Raw genomic sequence first — 18,684 nt, 5'->3', positions numbered from 1 at the left:
CCTGAAACCCATACACCCCATGAGTCAAATTATATTTGTTGCTGCGGGCGGTGCTGCCGGAGCCGTTTGCAGATACCTCATCACGATACTTATTTCTCGTTTATCGGGGCACTCACCGGTATACACAGGTACCGTCGCGGTAAATTTATCAGGAAGTTTTGCAATGGGTATTATCTTCGGTTATTTGCTGCAAAATCCGGTGATTCCCGAAACCGTTGTTCTCACTTTTTCGACCGGCTTTCTTGGATCTTTTACTACGTTCTCAACATTTGCCCTTGAAGTTCAGAACCTATTGCAAAAGCCGCTCAAAGACATGCTCACGTACCTTATTCTTCAGTTGGCTGCTGCCTTGTTACTGGCCGCCGCGGGAATGATGGCAGGCATAACCGCTGCAGGAGGCTCTATTGGCTAGAAATCTCCTTTGGATAGCATCCGGTGGTATGATCGGATCTCTGCTGCGTTACGGTGTAGACATTCTGCCTTTACTTTTTCTTGTTTTACCCGATCCGATTCTGACAACTGCCCTGGTAAACATGACGGGTTGTTTATTCATGGGAATTGCAGTGGTAAGGCTTCAGATCAATAAAGAAGCTGCGGACAGGGCAAGGCTTTTTCTGCTGACCGGCATTCTGGGAAGTTTCACTACGTTTTCCGGGTACACAATCCAGTCGCTTGAACTTTTTAAACAATCTTCAGTCCTCTTCCTTCTTTACTTTTTCGGACAGGTGATTCTGGGAGTGCTTCTGCTCTTTGCAGGAGCAAAAGTATCGGGGCAGAGAACGAGAGGGCAAAAACCATGAAAATGAATTGTGAACGCCTGCCTCAGCGCATTCTCCATGATCACAGCGGTTAAAAAGTCCGTTTGAGACAAAGAGAGTGACCGTTCACAATTAAAATATCTCCAAATCCGCCCTAATTTGATGAATATCGAACCGGTTGAGGCAAACATTAACGAGATATAAGTTTCATCAAACCAGGGCTGCAGATGAAAATTATTTGATCTGTGTAATTTTACCGTGCCAAGAAGATAATGAGTTGTGGTTCCGGTATTGCATACGGAATCAACTACCACATACAATGGAAACCTTATTCCTCCTGATCCTGAAGGTTCCAGCTTCGTTTTACATCTTTGATGATTTCCCTGTATCGTTTATCGTTTCTAATTTCACGTAACATATCGGGATAAAAGTAACGGATAGTTACCGCCGGAAATGCTTTCCATTTAACGAGCTTTAAGAATTCATCAAATGCTTTATCCGTCTGATTCATACTGGCATAGAGAAGGCCGGAAAAGACATACTCTTTTTTCTTTTTGAACTGTTCATGCAGACGTCTCATTTCTGCCGTTCTACCCTGCTTTTGGAATACCAAAGCCAAAACACATTCCACATCTTCTTTCGCAAGGGCGCCCTGGGGGTTCAATAATTTCATGGACTCCCTCAGTGCAATCTCTGACTTTTCATACTGTTTTAAGTGATACAGAATTAAGCCCTCAACATAATATGAGACACCGTACTCCGGCTCTATGGTACGTGCTGCATGGATTTCTTCAAGAGCTTCGTCGTATTTTCCGGCAGCAAGATATATAACGCTTAGATAGGCTCGCGTATACGTTGAATAGGGGTCCAGCTTTACAGACCTTTCAGATACACCTATAGCTCTGTCCAATTCGCCAATGATCGCCAGCAGCCAGCCAAGCCAACTGAATGCTTCTGCAAAGCTCGGCTGCAGTCTGACGGCTGTTTCAAGTTCACGCTTTGCTTCGGGACCGTTCAAAAGCCGTGTAAGTAAAATGCCCATCGATGCATGGGCTTCACCCAATTCAGGGTTGAGTGATAGTGCCTTAACCGCCGCTTCCATTGCGCTTACATTGGTTTCCGGTACATTGTAATTATACCACGCAGCCAATGTAAGCGCCTCTGCGAGACCAGCCCATGCCTGTGCATACTGATTGTCATTTTTAATGGAATTGAGGAAATTTCTGATCGAAAGTGCCAGGCTTTTTTCCGTTCTATGATTGAGATGAGTTCTGCCCTCTGTGTACAGTAAATACGCTTCAAGATTATGGGTGGGAGTATTCTTTAACTGCTTTACCTCCGTCGGCGTAAGTTCTTCTTTTAGTCTGTGCGAAATTTTCGATGCAAGCTCTGTTTGAACATCAAAAATTTTGTCTCCGGAAAAGCCGGTATTATAGGAAATGGCGGTATGATGACCCTCACTTTTTGCGTCAATAACCTGAACGTGCAGCCTCATCAGACCGCCAGACTCCTGAATCGCACCTTCAACTATATAATCTGCATTTAAATCCTCTGATATTTGTTTTATTGTTGATTGACCATCCTTGTATCGAAGTACAGAAGTTCTGGAAATAACTTTTAAACCCGCAATAACGGCTAATCTTGAAAGAAGATCGTGATGTAATCCGTTTGCAAAATTAGACACGCTCGGGCTGGTGCCTATCTCTTCGAACGGCAACACTGCTATTGCTTTTACGTTCTGACTTTCTGGATGCATTTCCGTCGGGTTTTTTATATATGATTCATATCCCAACTCTATTCCGGATCTAAGCCTTTTGATGATTTTTTTTGCATCCTCACCCATCTCTTTTGCCAAGAGGTATGCATGATTTTCAGCTGCCCGCAATGCACGTGTCTTTTTTCCCGATTTTGCCAGTGCAACTACCCATTTTTCTGCTTTTGATGTATCAAAGGGATCTTCAGAGTTCCATTTTTCCCACCAATACGCCGACTTATCAAACAGTTCATTCTGATCCGCCTGACGTGCCAGGTGTTCAACTGCACGTAAATATTCCCGCTGAAAATATTCACGCTCCCTGTCGAGCCAATGCTCCATATCATTGGCAGCATCATTCACAAAAAAGCCATCCAGCAATTTTCCCTTATAGTACTTAACAGCTTTTTCCCATGATTTGTCGTCTATAGCATTTCTAAACTCTAACGCATCACAAGTTATTACATCATAATTGATAGAGATTTCTTCTGTCCCACGGGTATGAATTGCATTTTTCCCCAAACTCTTCCGGATATGGAAAAGCATATTGCTGAGTGCATTTCGAGCTTTTTTTTGACCGCTATCAGGCCAGAGAAGTGGTAAAATTTTATCCCTTCGCTGAAAACCGAACGGACGATTGAGGGTCAGATATACCAACAGAGCAAGCCTTTTTGGACCCGCGATGAACGAATGGTCCAAATTTCCATCCCGGTTCCGCAACTCCGCTCTGCCAAATAGCTTTAACTGTATCATACCGTACCCCCTCTTAGATGGGAATCTAAGATTTAAATAAGACTAAACAAAGAGCACAGGCATATGTTGCAGTTGAACTATAAACCATAACAAAACCAAGAGTGGATATGATCTTATTTAATAAACCAAAAAAATACAGTATAAAGCCGCTTTATATAATTTTGGCCGGAGTGCTAATTTTCAGTGCATGCAATGAAAGCACAGGTATTATTGATGGGAAAAATGCAGCAGAAATTGCTCCGGGAAATTCGCAGGCGTCAAAGTCGGACCTGGATGCGACTTATGAATTTGACGGACCGGTATTCGATATTTCCTCCCTACCAAATGGCGGAATTCTTGTCGCTGATTTCGGCACGATAAAAGAAATTGGGAAAAACGGAGTACGTGAAGTCACAACACTACCCCTTATAACAGGTCCCGGAGCCGGTGGTGCCATAGAAAGCACCTTCATCAACGGCCTGGAACCTATTGGCAACGGGAATTTCTTTGCAACCCGGTCAGGTCTGGATCTTGCATTGGGTGCTGCACTTTTCAGGGCAACCCGGAACAACACACGTCTGGTCGCCGACATAGAAAATTTTACTCTGGGCGCCTGGGCTGATGGTGGTGAACCGGGTCAGGCTGCATCATGGAAAAGCTTTGCCTGCGAAACACCCGGTGGTTATACGCCAGGACCTCAAACCAACCCGTACCATTTAACAGCTCTTTCAGGCAGTGACGTTCTAATAGCGGATGCAGCAGGAAATTCTCTTCTTCATGCAAGCACCAACGGCGATATTGAAGTATTAGCCACATTCGGCCCGGTCACAGAACCTGCAACAGGTGATCCTATTGTTCAATTTCCGCTTGAAGACGGAACGCCTTGCTACGTCGAGCCTGTACCCACAGCTGTTTCAGTGGGAGCGGATGGCGCTTACTATGTGGGCGAGCTGAACGGCGCTCATCCCGCAAACTTTACCGGTGAGGCAACACCCGACGGACTTGCAAGCGTCTGGCGTATAGAGCCGGGTTCACGGAATGTTGACTGCCCGTCTGACAAATGCGAGAAAGTCATAACAGGCCTGAATTCGGTTATTGATATTGAATTCGGCTCTGACGGCTATCTTTATGTTGTTGAATATGAACAGAATGGATTTCTGGCTACTGTAGCCCCCGCACTGGGCATTCCCCTGGCCGGAGGCACAGTTCAAAAATGTGACGTTTCATCCGGAACGTGTGAAATTATTGAAGGTGAAGACGGCGATTTGTTCCTGCCCGGAGCAATCACATTCGACAAATGGGATAACCTCTGGCTTTTAGATAATGTATTTGACCCTGTTGTCCGCCGGATTGCCCTCAATTGAGATACACCCTTTTATTTAAAATTCAAATGATACTAAATGAAGCCGGCTAAAACCGGCTTCATCTATTTAAAATGTCGGGCTTATCTATCAACAGTGAAATACCACGCTTCTTGCTATTCAGGATATACATCCGTAATTAAAAAGATGAATATCCGAGATGTTTTCTGCATAAATCAAACAGTTACTAAACTACATTAAGCTACCTATGAAATTACTGAATGTTCTTCCGGTTCTTTTCTTTTTACTTTTTACTTCATGCAGCTCCGGTTCCGACAGCCCGGCTGATGAAGACATGCAGAGTCAGACGGAAATGTCGGAGGCGGATACTACGGATGAGCAGGAGGTGCTTAGTCCGCCGCGGGAGGTTTCAGCTGAAATAGGGAATACAGAAATAACCATCGATTACAGTGCGCCTTCCGTCAGGGAACGCGTGATCTGGGGCGAACTGGTTCCCTACAACGAAATCTGGGTCAGCGGTGCGCACATGGCAACGTCCATTGAGTTTGAAAATGATGTGCTTGTTGACGGAAATCAGGTTCCTGCCGGCAAATATGCCTTTTTTACGATTCCTGGTGAAGAAGACTGGACCGTAATCCTGAATGAAAACTGGGACCAGCATCAGGCAGGCGAATATGATGAAGCTCTCGATGTTACGCGGATTACCGTGGTTCCTTCAGAATCAGAATTTACCGAACAGCTTGCCTATTCAGTGGTTCCCCAAACCGATAACAGCGGCGTTATCGAACTGGTCTGGGAAGAGCTGAAAATCAGTGTGCCGGTCAGCGTGAACCGATAAATGGACAGTTAACAAGCTTTTTTAGGTACGGAACCCTCTCACAGTTCTATTCTGGATCCGGTGCGTGAGGATTCCATGATAGCCCGAACGATCCGTATATCGGCCAGGCCGTCTTCACCGGGCACAATGGGAGCGCGATTCTCCTTAATAGCGAGCGCATCATTATCCATTTGCCGGGCCTGCTGGTGATTGGGATCGGGCGGAAGCTGCGTGCCGTCACTTGTTTCGCCCTGCACGCCGCTGTATGATTGAAAGGGCCTTAGCCTGTACCAGCCATCCGAGCAGTCTATATCCAGATAGTTGGTAGATTTCCCAAAACTTGTTTCACCTGCGGCTACCACGCCATTTGGGAATTCGAGTGTAAACTCGGTGAACTCATCCACATCACTGTACATCTCCTCCCTCACGGACCATTGGCGTCCCGAAACCGCTATAGGTTCCATTCCGGTTGCGTAACGGGCCCCGTTTATAGGGTACACTCCCATATCGTATAGCGCACCCCCTCCCATGCGGCCGATTCTGCGCCAGTTATCAGGGTCAGGGTGTGCACCGCTGTAGCCCGCACCTGTGCTCACACTTGTTATCGCGCCATATGTTTCTTCACGGCCGTATCGGATAATGGTCTGTGTATTCGGCTCATGCTGCATGCGGTAGCCGATCGTTAGCTGTACACGGTTCTTTTCTGCAGCATCTATAATCGACAGACACTCCTGCTCATCCATAGCCATCGGTTTCTCACACCAGACGTGTTTACCGGCCTCGGCACCGATAATGGAATATCGCGCATGGAGTGCCGGAGGCGTAACCACGTAAATGATATCAATTTCTTCATTATTGGCTACCTCATGCATGGTCTCATACGAATATACATTTCGGTCAGGGATCTGATAGCGCTGTTGCCATAGCGGAATTTTTTCCGGCGAACCTGTCACGATTCCGCGAAGTTCGCAGTGTTCGGTAAGCTGAAGTCCCGGAGCCAGACGGCCGGTGGCATACCCTCCAAGCCCAACCAGCGCCACGCCAAGCTTTTCTCTTTTTTTAGGGATCAGAATGTTCGGGAAACCTATAGCTGCAAGTGTAGCTGCGGAGCCGGCCTGCTTAAGAAATCGTCGTCTGTTCATAAGATGAGCTGTACTATTCAGTTTCTGTTAACGGATTGAATCATATGCATCTTCCTGAAATAAAGAAAAAGTTTCAAGGGTTCCGAATAGGCAGCTGTTTGTTTTTTTGTAAGGGATTCCGGTTTTCCGGTTCATACAATCAGATACATAAAACAAGATAAGGAGAGAAATATGGACAGAATTATACACCGTTCCTACGTACACTTCCTGTTTGGAACACGCGATAATAAACCTTTTATACTTCAGCCCATGCAAAAAAGGCTCTGGAGTTATATGGGAGGCATTTGCAGGCGAATGAAAATGGACGTGCACGAAATCGGGGGGGAGGAAAACCACGCACACCTGCTGCTCTCCCTTTCACCACACATTTCCGTAAGCATGACAATGCAAAATGTAAAAAGTATCTCATCGAGGTGGATGAATGATACCTTTTATCCTGAAAAAAGGATCTTCAGATGGCAATCCGGTTACCTGGCACACACGATTCACCAATCTGAACTTTCCCTCTACAGGTCCTACATTCGCAATCAGAAAGAGCTTCACGAAAAAACGGCATTTGAAACTGAGTACAGCAGGCTCAAAAACGTAATACGGGAATCAAATCATGAGATTGAAACCCGTTTTATGAAATTCAACGGAGAGCCAATTCTCTGAACCGGAGCCGGCTGCGGCGGTTATTCGTCCTGCCAGATCATGACCGTACGGTTGCCATCCGCATCGAGAGAGGCGCGGAACATTCCCGCTGTGTTCATTTGCATGGAAATGTTTCCAAGGCTGTCCACTCCAATGAATCCTGCATCGCCCGGATTTAAACGTTCGGTAACCACAAAATTCATGGCTTCTTCGAGTGAGGAGCCGGTAAACTCCATATGGTTGGCGATGGTGTTAGCCGACACATTGCGCATAATCTGTTCGCCCCATCCGGTTGCGGATACGGCGGCTACATGATTGGCAAATGTACCGGAACCGATTATAGGCACATCACCGACTCTTCCGAACTGTTTGTTGGTCATACCCCCGGTGGATGTTGCTGCAGCCAGGCGTCCCTCTGAGTCGAGCGCAACGGCTCCCACTGTGCCAAACTTGGAGTCTTCAATCCACTTTTCCATGGTCATTGGAGTTGACTCTGCTGAAGCCTGCTCCTGCGAACGCTGCCACTGCTCATAGCGGTTCTGCGTATGAAAATAGTCGTTATCTACCCTCTCCACGGATGTTTGATCGGCATACTCCTCAGCACCGACACCGGAGAAGAAAATATGGCGCGACTCCTGCATGACAATCCTGGCCAGGCTTACCGGGTTTTTCACTGTGGTAAGTCCTGTAACCGCACCGGCTGCAAGTGTGCTGCCGTCCATAATGGCAGCGTCAAGCTCATGCCGGCCTTCTGCGGTAAAAACGGCACCACGACCTGCATTGAATAGCGGATTGTCTTCAAGTGTGTTAACCACATTTTCAACTGCGTCAAGGGCGGTGCCTCCGTCACGCAGCACAAGCTCACCGACCCGAAGGGCCTCTTCCAGGCCTGCATAGTAGCGTGCTTTAACGGAATCAGGCAGATCCTGTGAAATGGTGCCCGCGCCACCGTGCAGTGCAATGGCCCACTCCTTCTGGGCAGGTTGCGGTTCGCTCTGCTGGCAGGAGGCCGTTACTATCAAAAGAAGGGTAAAAAGTGATAACAGTGACAAAATTCTGTTCATGAATCCATCGTTTTGGTTAAGCATTGTGCAAAAAACATATCGTATAAATGTACATAAAAAAACCCGGGCTGTTGGCAACCCGGGTTTTAAATCATGTTAACGAGGAGAATCTATTCCTTTTTCTTTGGCCTGAACGATTCCAGAAAGTCCATCGGCAGCGGAAGGAATGCAAATGTTGCATTCTCTTCACTGATCTCATTCATGGTTTGCAGGAATCGGAGCTGCAGTGCGGTAGGCGTTTTCTCAATCATTTCACCGGCTTCAACCAGTTTTGTGGCAGCCTCATATTCACCCTGTGCATTAATGATTTTAGCACGTCTGTCACGTTCACTTTCAGCCTGCCGCGCCATGGCTCTCTTCATGCTTTCCGGGAGAATAACGTCTTTTACCTCAACAGAAACCACTTTAATTCCCCATGGATCGGTTTGGCGGTCAATAATGGTCTGAATTTTCTTATTGATCTTATCGCGTTCAGCCAGCAGTTCATCAAGCTCAAACTGTCCTAGAACACTCCGAAGGGTCGTTTGTGCAAGCATGGATGTGGCGGCAATGTAGCGCTCAACCTGAATGACTGCTTTTTCGGCATCCACAACCCGGAAAAATGTTATGGCATCCACATTAACCGTCACGTTGTCTTTGGTGATCACTTCCTGCCGCTCCACATTGATGGTGAGAACGCGTAAATCCACTCTTTCAACCTTATCAATAAATGGAATCAGTACAATAAGCCCGGGCCCTTTGGTGCTTTGAAACTTACCGAGCCGGAATACCACTCCGCGTTCATATTCCCGCATAATTTTGAACATCTGCGGTAAAAACACAGAGAGAAAAATGACTACTGTAATAACCCATACAAGCAGGTTTGTTAATTGACCAGCATCTTCCATAGTAATTGTTTCTTTTAGTTATTATTTCAAATTGGTTTCCGCGATTACCGGAATCTTATGATCCGATAATTGTCTTTCAGTGTATTACCGGGAGGTCAATCGGTCTGTTGTCCGGCATTTTCTTTTTCAGCTTCCACATTATCAACTGACCTCACAACCACTTTTAATCCATTGTACCTGACGATTTCACAAACATCACCCTCATTCAGAACCTCATCGCTCTCGGCAGTCCAGAATTCACCGTCAAAAAAGACACGTCCCTCCTGTCCGGGCAGTATCGGATCTGTGACCTCAGCGCGCTTGCCTATTGTAGATTCAATTCCGGTTCTGGCCGGATTAAATAGCGATTTTATCCCATACGTGACAATCCATCCGAAAAATGCCGCCGTGAGCAGCGTAGCCGGAATTAGCCAGTAGAGCGAAATCTGAATTTCGTCCGGCAGATCCTGAAATAACATCAATGCACCCAAAAAGAAAGCCACGGCTCCTCCTGTTATCAATAGGCCAAAAGCAGGGGTGAACGCTTCAGCGACAAAAAGAATAATCGCCAATCCGATCAGCAGAAAACCCGCCAGATTTACCGGCATGGCGGCAACGCCGTAAAGCAGCAGTATAAGCGCAATCACACCTGCAACACCGGGCACGATAGCGCCGGGATTCGTTACTTCACCTATAATTCCATAAATCGCCACCAAAGTCAAGATCAGCATAACTTCGGGCCGGATCAGAAAGCTGAAAAATATCTCCGCAAGGTTTCTGGGAATTCTATTTTGCTCAGCATCCCTTGTGTTAAGGGTGTCTCCTTCAACTTCCATCCCGTCGATCTGGTTCAGAAGATCATCCATTCCATCGGCAATCAGGTCGATAACATTTATTTCAAGCGCCTCCGTAGATGTTATGGATGCACCGTCGCGCACAGCCGACTTCGCCCATTCTACATTCCGGTCGCGCTGCTCGGCAATCGATTCAATGTAGCTTTCCGAATAGTTGAATATTTTGGTCTGGGCCACCGTATCCATTTCACCGCCGCCCATCGATACCGGCGATGCCGCTCCGATGTTTGTCCCGGGAGCCATTACAGCAATATGGGCAGCAAGTGTAATAAAGGTACCTGCACTTCCGGCATTGGCACCCTGTGGCGAAACATAAACCACGATGGGGTGTTCGGACCCCAGCATGGCCTGAACAATATCCTGGGTGGAATCAAGAAGCCCCCCGGGTGTATCCAGTTCGATAATGAGTGCCTCATCACCTGCCTCTATAGACTGGCGCAGACCACGTTCGATATATTGGGTGGCCGTGGGACCGATAATTCCTTCAACCCGGATAATACTGACCGAATTGCCATCATTTTGTGGCGCAGTTCCGCTGACGGTAAGCGTATCGTCCTGCAAAACAAAAGCTGAGCCGCTTATAAAGAGTATGAATGCAGTAATCAGATTTTTACTCATGGTACCTTAAAAATCGGTTTTTGCATGAATTGGTTCCAATTCATGCATATACATTCGCAATATAGCAATTCTTTTATGATAGGCGTGCATAAGGCTGCAACTACATCCTTATGCAAGTCGCAAGAAAAGAAGATTCTTGTCTCCTCTTGTGGTAAAATCCGGCTCCTGCCCGGGCCGCTATTTTTTCTTTTTACCCTTTTTAAGTTTTTTCTCAGCCGAGGTTTGTGCTTTTTCAAGCTCTTCGGGCTTCTTCCCGGATATCTGTTTGTTGATAACCAACTGCTGTACTACCGAAAGCACATTATAGACCAGGTAGTAGAGACTCAGACCCGCCGCAAAATTGTTAAAGATAAAAAGCAGCATGAACGGCATGATATAGGTAAAGGCCTTCATGTTGGGCCCGCCGCTTGGTGCGGCACCTCCGCTCATACCCCCGCTCACTTTAGTCTGCATAAACATAGCGGCCGACATCAGCAGCACAAAGCCTGCCAGCTGATCACCCAGAAACGGAATGCTGAAAGGCAGAGACAAAATATAATCGGGAGCAGAAAGGTCGCTTGCCCATAAAAACGACTCCTGACGCATCAGCATCGAATTCTGAAAAAAGAAGAACATGGTAATCAGAATTGGAAACTGCAGCAGCATAGGCAGACAGCCACCCAGCGGATTTACTTTTGCTTTTTTATAGAGCGCGATGGTCTCTTTCTGCTGCTTCTGGGGATCGTCCTTGTATTTTTCCTGGATCTCTTTCATCTGGGGCTGCAGTTCACGCATTGCCGCCATACTTTTAAAACTTTTTTGCGTAAGCGGAAAGAGTATCAGCTTCACCATGAACCCAAATATGATGACCAGAATACCGTAGTTGGAGATGAGTGTGCTTCCCAGGGCAAAAAACGGGATAATCACGTAGCGTACCAGCGGATCGGCAAACCAGCGAATGAGTGCATATCCGATTTCAACCACATCGTAGGCGTGCTCATGAAACTCTTTCAGGTCGTAGTACTTCAGCGGTCCATTGTAAAGCTCGTAAGACAGCGTCGGATTACCGCTGATGCTGGACTGAACCCTGGACTGGTAGTAGTGCGTGGAACCGGGCTCTCCAGGCTCACCGGTCACCTCTCCAATCATTACGGCCGCATTTGAATCTGTAACCGGCTTAATATACTGACCAAAAAAACGGGTACGCGTCGACACCCAATCGATAGTTCCGTTAATGGTTTGCTCATTTCTTCCCGGAGCTTCAAGCTGGAATTTCTCGAGCACACCGCCTGCATAGGTGTAGGCCGCAGTATTTATTTTGTCCTGGGAAAGGTCGCGTTCGGTATAGTTGAGCGCCGATTTCCAGCCAAAATCCACAATGGTGCCGCTGATCAGCGGACTCATGTTCTCAAATGTAATGTCCAGGTCGTATATGTAGGAATTGCCGTAAAATGTATAGGTAAACAGAAGTGCCGACGTTTCGTTTACTTCCAGGCGATAACTGAGTTGTGCAGATTCATCTTCCGTAATATCAATAGATCCGGCGTCAGTGAGAGGTTCAAAGAAGAGCCGGTCTGTTTCAATATTGAGGTTTTCGGTTGACAGAAAACCGAGAGAATACGCGGAACGGGTGGTATTCCGGATCATTTGTACGGGGTTGTGATCCCACGTTTCATGGTCCTGCAGGATGACGCGTGCGGGTCCCGCACCCAGATTTGTGAACTCCAGTTCAAAAAGAGGCGTCTTTACAACCGTATAAATCGTATCCCCAACACCCGTTTCCTGTGAAAAAAGGCCCAGGGATGTATCACCGGGCTCTCGCAGCACAGGCATCTGAGCGTCCTGCAGAGGGCTTTCTTCAGCTTGTTGATCCTGAAACTGCTCCTGCCGGCGGGCATCTTCGCTGGCGTCGGCAGAGAGCGTATCTCCTGCATCGGGCTGCTGAAGCGCTGCAAGACTGTCTCTGAGCATCTGTTCCTGGCGCTGCTGTTCCAGCTCCTCTTCACTCGGCATGGTATACCAGGCCCACGCCATGGTGATCATAAAAATGAGAAGCAGACCTGTAACCGTATTCTTGTCCAAGGTAAGTACTTATTACGTTGTTGTTTCAGATTGACCTGCATTCTTGCACAGATATGCTTCCAGAATTTTCCTGGCCTGGAGCATAAGCGTCTCCATTTCGGCGGCTATTTCATGATACGAAAGCCCGCTTTTTCTTGCCATAATCAGGCCGTGGAATCCAAATGAACCGGAATTGAACAGATCGGAAAGGTGTGACTGGTTAGTTCTGTAGACTTCCCTCAGCAATCTCTTCGTCCTGTTTCGTTTTGTAGCCTTAGAAATAATTTTCTTCGGAGCGCTGAATCCGATTTTACAGCCCTCATCGGGATTGTCATAAATTCGGAATCGAAACTGAATAGAGTTGGAGTTCAAAACGGTTGACTTTTCGAACAGGCGCCGGAAATTGTTCCTGCCCCGAAGAATGTTTGATCTTGGAAGCGATTGATCAGGATAGAGCGGCTCGGGCCTATTTCGGTCCTTTTTCATCGCTCACGGTAAGCTTGTGCCTTCCTTTGGCACGCCGGCGCTTGAGTACATTGCGGCCATCAGCCGAACTCATTCGCTTGCGAAATCCATGCTTGTTGGCTCTCTTACGCTTGCTTGGTTGATACGTACGTTTCATGACTTAAATTTACTGGGTGAAAATATTCAAACTCGTGTTTTTGATAGACCCCAAAAATAAGAAGAAATATCATAAAACCGAACCTATTCTTCCTTCTTCAATCAATGACGGGACGCGATCCCCGCTTCATGACAATATTACCGCAAAACAGCACGTATGTATCATGGTATCATTATTGCTTATATAATATTGAATGTGGTTGAACAGCCACTGCTGAACCCGTACCTTACTTAATTAATTTTAATCTCGTTTTTTCAACTTCATGTTAGAACAAATTTCCAAGCTTCTCACCAAAGTTTTCGGGACCAAGAGCTCCAAAGACCTGAAAAAAATCTGGCCCATTGTAGAAGAGATCAACAGCTTTGAGGAGGAGATGAAAACCCTTTCCGAAGATGAGCTGAAAGAAAAAACCGAGTCGTTTAAATCTCTGATCAAAGAGAGGAACGAAGAGGTATCCGCTCAAATCGCGAACATCAAAGAGAAGATGGATTCAAGTGATGAATCGATTACCCTTGAAGAGAGGCGCGAATTTTCCGACCAGCTCGCAGAACTTGAAGATCAATGGCTTGACAATCTCGAAGACACCCTCGATGAAATTCTTCCCGAGGCCTACGCCGTGCTTAAAGAGACCTGCCGCCGTTTTGTCGGAAAATCGTGGAAAGTGGCAGGCAGCGAGATTACGTGGGAAATGGTCCCTTATGATGTCCAGCTGGTTGGTGCGGTTTCCATGCATAATGCCTCTATTGCTGAAATGAAAACGGGTGAGGGTAAAACCCTGGCCGCCATTTTTCCTGCTTATCTGAATGCGCTAGCCGGGCGCGGCGTACACGTGGTTACCGTGAACACCTACCTTGCTCAGCGTGACGCAGAGTGGAACGAACCGATATTCAACTTTCACGGCCTCACCGTTGACTGCGTTGACCGGTATGAACCCAATTCCGAGCCCCGCCGAAAAGCCTACAGGGCCGACATCACCTATGGAACCAACAATGAATTCGGATTTGATTACCTGCGCGACAATATGGTGATTGAAGAGGATCAGCTTGTGCAGCAGCACCACCATTATGCCATTATAGATGAGGTTGACTCCATTCTTATTGATGAAGCGAGAACTCCGCTTATTATTTCAGGACCGGTTCCCCAATCGAACAGCCAGCAGAAGTATGAAGAGATGAAACCCCGGATGGAGGCGCTTGTCAAAGCCCAGCAGAGCCTTGTGGCTTCGCTCGTAAATGATGCCGAGCGGCTTGTGGAAGAAGAAAAAATGGATGAAGCGGGGCTTGCCATGTTTCGTGCCGAACGCGGTTTTCCCAAAAACAGAAAGTTTCGAAAGCTGATGCAGGAAGCCACCTACCAGAGGCTGGTGCAGGAGACGGAACGAATTTATCTCGCCGACAATGCAAAGAATATGCCCATTGTCGATGAATATCTCTACTACGCAGTCGACATGAAGCAGAAGACGATTGAGATGACTGAGAAAGGGCGTGAGTTTATCACCCGAAAGGACGAGGATCCCGATTTCTTTGTAATTCCCGATCTCGGAACGGAGACGTCTGAAATCGAAGAGGAGATGGAAGAGCTGACCCGTGAGAAAGTAAGCGAGATTGAGCAAAATGATGAGTTCAGCGATGACTATAAAGAGAAAAAAATCGCTGAAATTAAAGATGAGATGAAGCAGGAGCGTGAAAAGAGGTTCAACGAGCTTCACAGGCTTTTTGCCGAACGCGGTGACCGCATTCATACCGTCAATCAGCTTTTAAAAGCCTACACCCTGTTCGAGCGCGAGGAGGAGTACATTGTGCAGGACGGTAAAGTACAGATTGTGGATGAGCATACAGGACGGGTGTTGTCCGGACGGCGATATTCCGATGGCCTGCATCAGGCTATTGAGGCCAAAGAGAATGTAAAAGTAGAGGCCGCCACACAAACTTACGCCACCATTACCCTTCAGAACTACTTCAGGATGTATCATAAACTCTCCGGAATGACCGGTACAGCGGCCACCGAGGAGGGTGAGTTCAATGAGATCTACAATCTGGATGTAACCGTAATACCGACAAACCGTCCGATTATCCGCGACGACAAGGAAGATCTTATTTTCAGAACCAAGCGCGAGAAATACAACGCTGCCATCAATAAGATCCGTGAATATCATGAAAAGGGTCAGCCTGTTCTGGTAGGTACAACCAGTGTGGATGTATCGGAAACTCTGAGCCGGATGCTGAAGCGGGGTAAAATCCCACACAATGTGCTGAATGCAAAACAGCATGCCCATGAGAGTGAAATTGTTGCCCAGGCCGGAAAGCCGGGAGCAGTTACGGTTGCCACCAACATGGCCGGCCGCGGAACCGATATCAAACTCACACAGGAAACCAAAGACCTTGGCGGGCTGGCCATTTTAGGCACCGAACGTCATGAATCACGCCGAATTGATCTCCAGCTGCGCGGACGCTCCGGACGACAGGGAGATCCCGGGGAAAGCCAGTTTTTTGTCTCTCTTGAAGATGACCTGATGTCGCTCTTCGGCGGTACCGACCGAATCGCCAACATAATGGACAAGCTTAATTTTGACGAGGGCGAGGTTATACAGCATCCGTGGGTCAGTAAATCACTGGAACGCGCCCAGAAAAAAGTGGAGCAGAATAACTTCAGCATCCGTAAACGGCAGCTAGAGTATGATGATGTGCTGAACAATCAGCGGGAAGTCGTTTATACGCGCAGACGTAACGCCCTTGAGGGAGACCAGCTCCAAAACGACATCTTCGATATGCTTGAAGACCTGGTTGAAGGACTTGTTGCAGATTACTATCCACAGGGTGAATTTGAGCAGCTGCGCGATGAAATCCTTCGGCATCTGGCCGTTGAGGTCGAAATTGATCTCGATAAATGGGCTATCATGGGAGAAGACGGGCTGATCGACCACATCATAGAAAAGGCTTTTGAGGTATATCGCAAAAAAGAGCGAATGATTGCCGAACCTCTCTATCGCATCATTCAGCAAATCCAGAAATCGGACGCCGATCGCAAGCCCACCAAAATACAGGTGATTTTCAGTGATGGGATACGCCGTATGAGAATTGTTGTGGATGTTGCAAGAGCTGAAAAAAATGAGGGAAGGGAAGTGGCGCGGTCGCTTGAACGGTCTGCCATCCTCTCAACCATTGACAATAAATGGATGGAGCACCTTCGCGAGCTCGATTCTGTGAAGGAAGGAATCGGCCTGCGCTCTTTCGGCCAGAAAGATCCGCTTCTGGAGTACAAGCGGGAGGCATTTGAGATGTTCAAGGTGCTGATCGACGAGATCAACAAAGAGACCATTTCCCTGATCTGGAAAGCCATGCCGGAAATGCAGGCTGACCCGAACCGTCTGGAGCAGGCTCAGAAGGCCAAGTCAAAATACGATATGAGCAAGGCTCAGTCGCAGCACGCCGATTCAACGAATATGGGATTCCGGGGTGCACAGCAGGAAGACGGCCAGCAGCAGCGACAGGCTTCCGCGCCGGGTGAAAAACGACAGCCGGTCACGGTTGAAGATGAACCCGGAAGAAATGACTTTGTGAAAGTTCAGAATATGAATACACAGGAGATAAAGGAAGTGAAGTGGAAGTACGCCAAGAAGATGGTAAATGAAGAGGGCTGGATTCTGATTGAGAAGTAGTTTCCGGCCTGTTAGTTACCGGATGAGTCTCCACGTAATTCATCTCATCTGCCGGGATGCCTGCCGCTTCCGGAAATTAATCATCCGGTGACACCATTTTCCTGGTCAGACATCTCAAATCAACAGCTTGATGTTTTCAATTCACAATCGCCAATTTTGTGGAGGCGAGAACAACGGATGAATGTTCCGACATGGAATTATAGTAATCCACAAATTTATTGGTCTCTGCCGCATCGTAGGAATCGAGATTCCGGGCCCACCTGTAGGCAATAGGCTGATAGTACAGTTCAGCCTTAACCCTGAGCGTTCCATTCAAATCCTGTAGCTTCACGCGGTATCGAACCCGGTCACTGCCACCGGTAAAATCACTGTCATCATCTGCAGATCCTTTAACGGCAATATCTTCACCTGCAGTAAATTTGTCGAAACCCTTAGGCAGAATTCGATTGTCCTTGATATACCGAATACCGGTCAGTAATCCGGTAGTTACCTGGTCTTCCGGGTCCACCAATATCGCTTCGTAGATCTGGACCTGATTCTCTTCTGTAATTTCACTGTAATGCTGTTCATAGTAGTTGCCGGCACGGTCATTATCATTTCCGTTGATTGAACCATCTGGCATTACCTTACCCGATTCGAATACAACGCGACCCTCCGGGCCAGTAACTGAGAAACGAATCCAAACACGCCCTGAAGGGTAGGCTGTAGGCAGCTTATGACCTGCAAGGTTTTCAATTTCAACATCAGCTATCAGTTCGTTCCCAACCACTTCTGCACTTGTGATTGAGATGTAGCTTGACTTTGTTTGAAGATGTTCGATTGTTCGATTAACTGCAGCATCCATCTCCTGCGGCAATGCCTCAACACCCAATTCATCCCTGTAACGATTCAGCATGCGTTGCATGAAGAAGTTGCCTCCCCTGAATGAGTGCCTTGAAACATTTTCCCTGGGTTGACCCCATACCGATGAAATAGGAGTGCTCTCCTTTACTTCCGGCATATGGCAGGACTGACAGCTCTGATCATTCACAAAACTGCTGTGTTTCCATTCAAGGTAGGGTACCTGTTCAGGGAGTTCACCGATCACTTCACCGTCAGGTCCCAATGTGTGGGTATAAAGCGTATGGCAGGTTGCGCATAGCTCAGATTCTATGAGATGTTTTGATTCAACCTGCAAAAAGCCCGATGAAGAGTGCATAATTTTTGAGCGTCCCTGATCGACGGCATATGGGCCATAAATTTCCCTCTGGCCCATCGGTTTATCAGTATCAATTACAAATCCGCCAACAAAGCTTTCCCTTTCACCAAAATTATCACTTTTTATTTGATGGCATGTGGTACAAGACACTCCATCTGCCGCAAGTCTGTTTTGTTGAGTCAAAGCCTTATTAACCGGGAGATTGGCAAAAACACGGCTCATTTGCCCCTGGCTCTTTGCCTGGAAGTGAGCCATCGGCATATGGCAGGTTGAGCATTCATTTTCGATGGCAGCTTTTGATTCAGGATGATCCATCACTTCCCTTCGAACAGCCGCATGCCAATAGGGATCACGAGCTGAATTGGCCATCATACTTTTACGCCAATCGATACCAAATGAAATATTTTCTCCGGATGGCGTAACCAGATTGTTATGGCAGTTCATACAGTTCGATGCAGTCGAAAAAAGCATCTTTTTAGCCGTGTCAGCTTCCATTCCGTGAATGAGAGGTACAGACTCCGTTTTTTCTGCACGATAGTTATTAATACTAATTCCTAAAACCATCGTCAAAATTGGAAGTGATATAATGATCATCAGATGTTTATAC

General features: G+C 47.2%; 15 protein-coding genes. 6 read left to right on the top strand and 9 right to left on the bottom strand.

Annotation, left to right across the window (positions count from 1 at the left end):
• The first annotated feature begins 19 nt into the window (after positions 1-19).
• Entirely contained in the window at positions 20-412 is a 393-nt protein-coding gene (gene crcB, locus DDZ15_RS13070) for a fluoride efflux transporter CrcB (RefSeq protein ID WP_109647559.1), read from the top strand.
• Positions 405-800, top strand: a complete 396-nt coding sequence (locus DDZ15_RS13065; RefSeq protein ID WP_146198592.1) for a fluoride efflux transporter FluC — start codon at positions 405-407, stop codon at positions 798-800. Before crcB ends, DDZ15_RS13065 begins: the two co-directional genes overlap by 8 nt.
• Before the next feature lie 286 nt (positions 801-1,086).
• On the opposite strand, the gene DDZ15_RS13060 is transcribed toward DDZ15_RS13065, so the two are convergent.
• A complete protein-coding gene (locus DDZ15_RS13060) occupies positions 1,087-3,057 on the bottom strand; it encodes a BTAD domain-containing putative transcriptional regulator (protein ID WP_158278717.1) in 1,971 nt (656 codons plus the stop codon).
• A 314-nt stretch (positions 3,058-3,371) separates the two neighbouring features.
• On the opposite strand from DDZ15_RS13060, the gene DDZ15_RS13055 reads away from it, so the two are divergent.
• Positions 3,372-4,607, top strand: coding sequence for a ScyD/ScyE family protein (locus tag DDZ15_RS13055; protein WP_109647556.1), 1,236 nt, complete (start codon positions 3,372-3,374; stop codon positions 4,605-4,607).
• A 205-nt stretch (positions 4,608-4,812) separates the two neighbouring features.
• Positions 4,813-5,403, top strand: a complete 591-nt coding sequence (locus DDZ15_RS13050) for a DUF2911 domain-containing protein (protein WP_109647555.1) — start codon at positions 4,813-4,815, stop codon at positions 5,401-5,403.
• A 38-nt stretch (positions 5,404-5,441) separates the two neighbouring features.
• Here the strand turns inward: DDZ15_RS13050 and DDZ15_RS13045 are convergent, their stop codons facing one another.
• Positions 5,442-6,524 (bottom strand): Gfo/Idh/MocA family protein, encoded by a 1,083-nt coding sequence (locus tag DDZ15_RS13045; RefSeq protein ID WP_109647554.1) that lies wholly within the window; start codon positions 6,522-6,524, stop codon positions 5,442-5,444.
• 171 nt (positions 6,525-6,695) lie between these two features.
• On the opposite strand from DDZ15_RS13045, the gene tnpA reads away from it, so the two are divergent.
• Positions 6,696-7,178, top strand: coding sequence for an IS200/IS605 family transposase (gene tnpA, locus DDZ15_RS13040; RefSeq protein WP_109647553.1), 483 nt, complete (start codon positions 6,696-6,698; stop codon positions 7,176-7,178).
• A 20-nt stretch (positions 7,179-7,198) separates the two neighbouring features.
• Here the strand turns inward: tnpA and DDZ15_RS13035 are convergent, their stop codons facing one another.
• The 6 genes from DDZ15_RS13035 to rpmH all read right to left on the bottom strand — a co-directional run bounded on the left by DDZ15_RS13035 (position 7,199) and on the right by rpmH (position 13,221).
• Entirely contained in the window at positions 7,199-8,221 is a 1,023-nt protein-coding gene (locus tag DDZ15_RS13035; protein WP_109647770.1) for an isoaspartyl peptidase/L-asparaginase family protein, read from the bottom strand.
• A 110-nt stretch (positions 8,222-8,331) separates the two neighbouring features.
• Positions 8,332-9,108 carry a slipin family protein gene (locus DDZ15_RS13030; RefSeq protein WP_109647552.1) on the bottom strand — a complete coding sequence of 259 codons (777 nt, stop codon included), beginning with the start codon at positions 9,106-9,108 and terminating at the stop codon, positions 8,332-8,334.
• 95 nt (positions 9,109-9,203) lie between these two features.
• Complete coding sequence (locus tag DDZ15_RS13025) at positions 9,204-10,559, bottom strand: NfeD family protein (RefSeq protein ID WP_109647551.1); 1,356 nt, start codon at positions 10,557-10,559, stop codon at positions 9,204-9,206.
• A 177-nt stretch (positions 10,560-10,736) separates the two neighbouring features.
• Entirely contained in the window at positions 10,737-12,620 is a 1,884-nt protein-coding gene (gene yidC / locus DDZ15_RS13020; RefSeq protein ID WP_109647550.1) for a membrane protein insertase YidC, read from the bottom strand.
• Between the two features lie 12 nt (positions 12,621-12,632).
• Positions 12,633-13,085 carry a ribonuclease P protein component gene (locus DDZ15_RS13015; RefSeq protein ID WP_109647549.1) on the bottom strand — a complete coding sequence of 151 codons (453 nt, stop codon included), beginning with the start codon at positions 13,083-13,085 and terminating at the stop codon, positions 12,633-12,635.
• Positions 13,066-13,221, bottom strand: a complete 156-nt coding sequence (rpmH, locus tag DDZ15_RS13010) for a 50S ribosomal protein L34 (protein WP_109647548.1) — start codon at positions 13,219-13,221, stop codon at positions 13,066-13,068. The genes DDZ15_RS13015 and rpmH overlap by 20 nt, the downstream gene beginning before the upstream one ends.
• Positions 13,222-13,483: 262 nt before the next feature.
• On the opposite strand from rpmH, the gene DDZ15_RS13005 reads away from it, so the two are divergent.
• On the top strand, positions 13,484-16,879 hold the full coding sequence (locus tag DDZ15_RS13005; protein ID WP_199222970.1) for a preprotein translocase subunit SecA: 3,396 nt from the start codon (positions 13,484-13,486) through the stop codon (positions 16,877-16,879).
• Positions 16,880-17,015: 136 nt separating this feature from the next.
• On the opposite strand, the gene DDZ15_RS13000 is transcribed toward DDZ15_RS13005, so the two are convergent.
• Positions 17,016-18,641, bottom strand: a complete 1,626-nt coding sequence (locus tag DDZ15_RS13000; protein ID WP_146198591.1) for a hypothetical protein — start codon at positions 18,639-18,641, stop codon at positions 17,016-17,018.
• Positions 18,642-18,684: the final 43 nt, after the last annotated feature.

Source organism: Rhodohalobacter mucosus (genome assembly GCF_003150675.1).
GTDB lineage: Bacteria > Bacteroidota > Rhodothermia > Balneolales > Balneolaceae > Rhodohalobacter > Rhodohalobacter mucosus.
The sequence above is the reverse complement of the archived record's forward strand: the minus strand, read 5'-3'. Positions and strand labels throughout refer to the sequence as shown.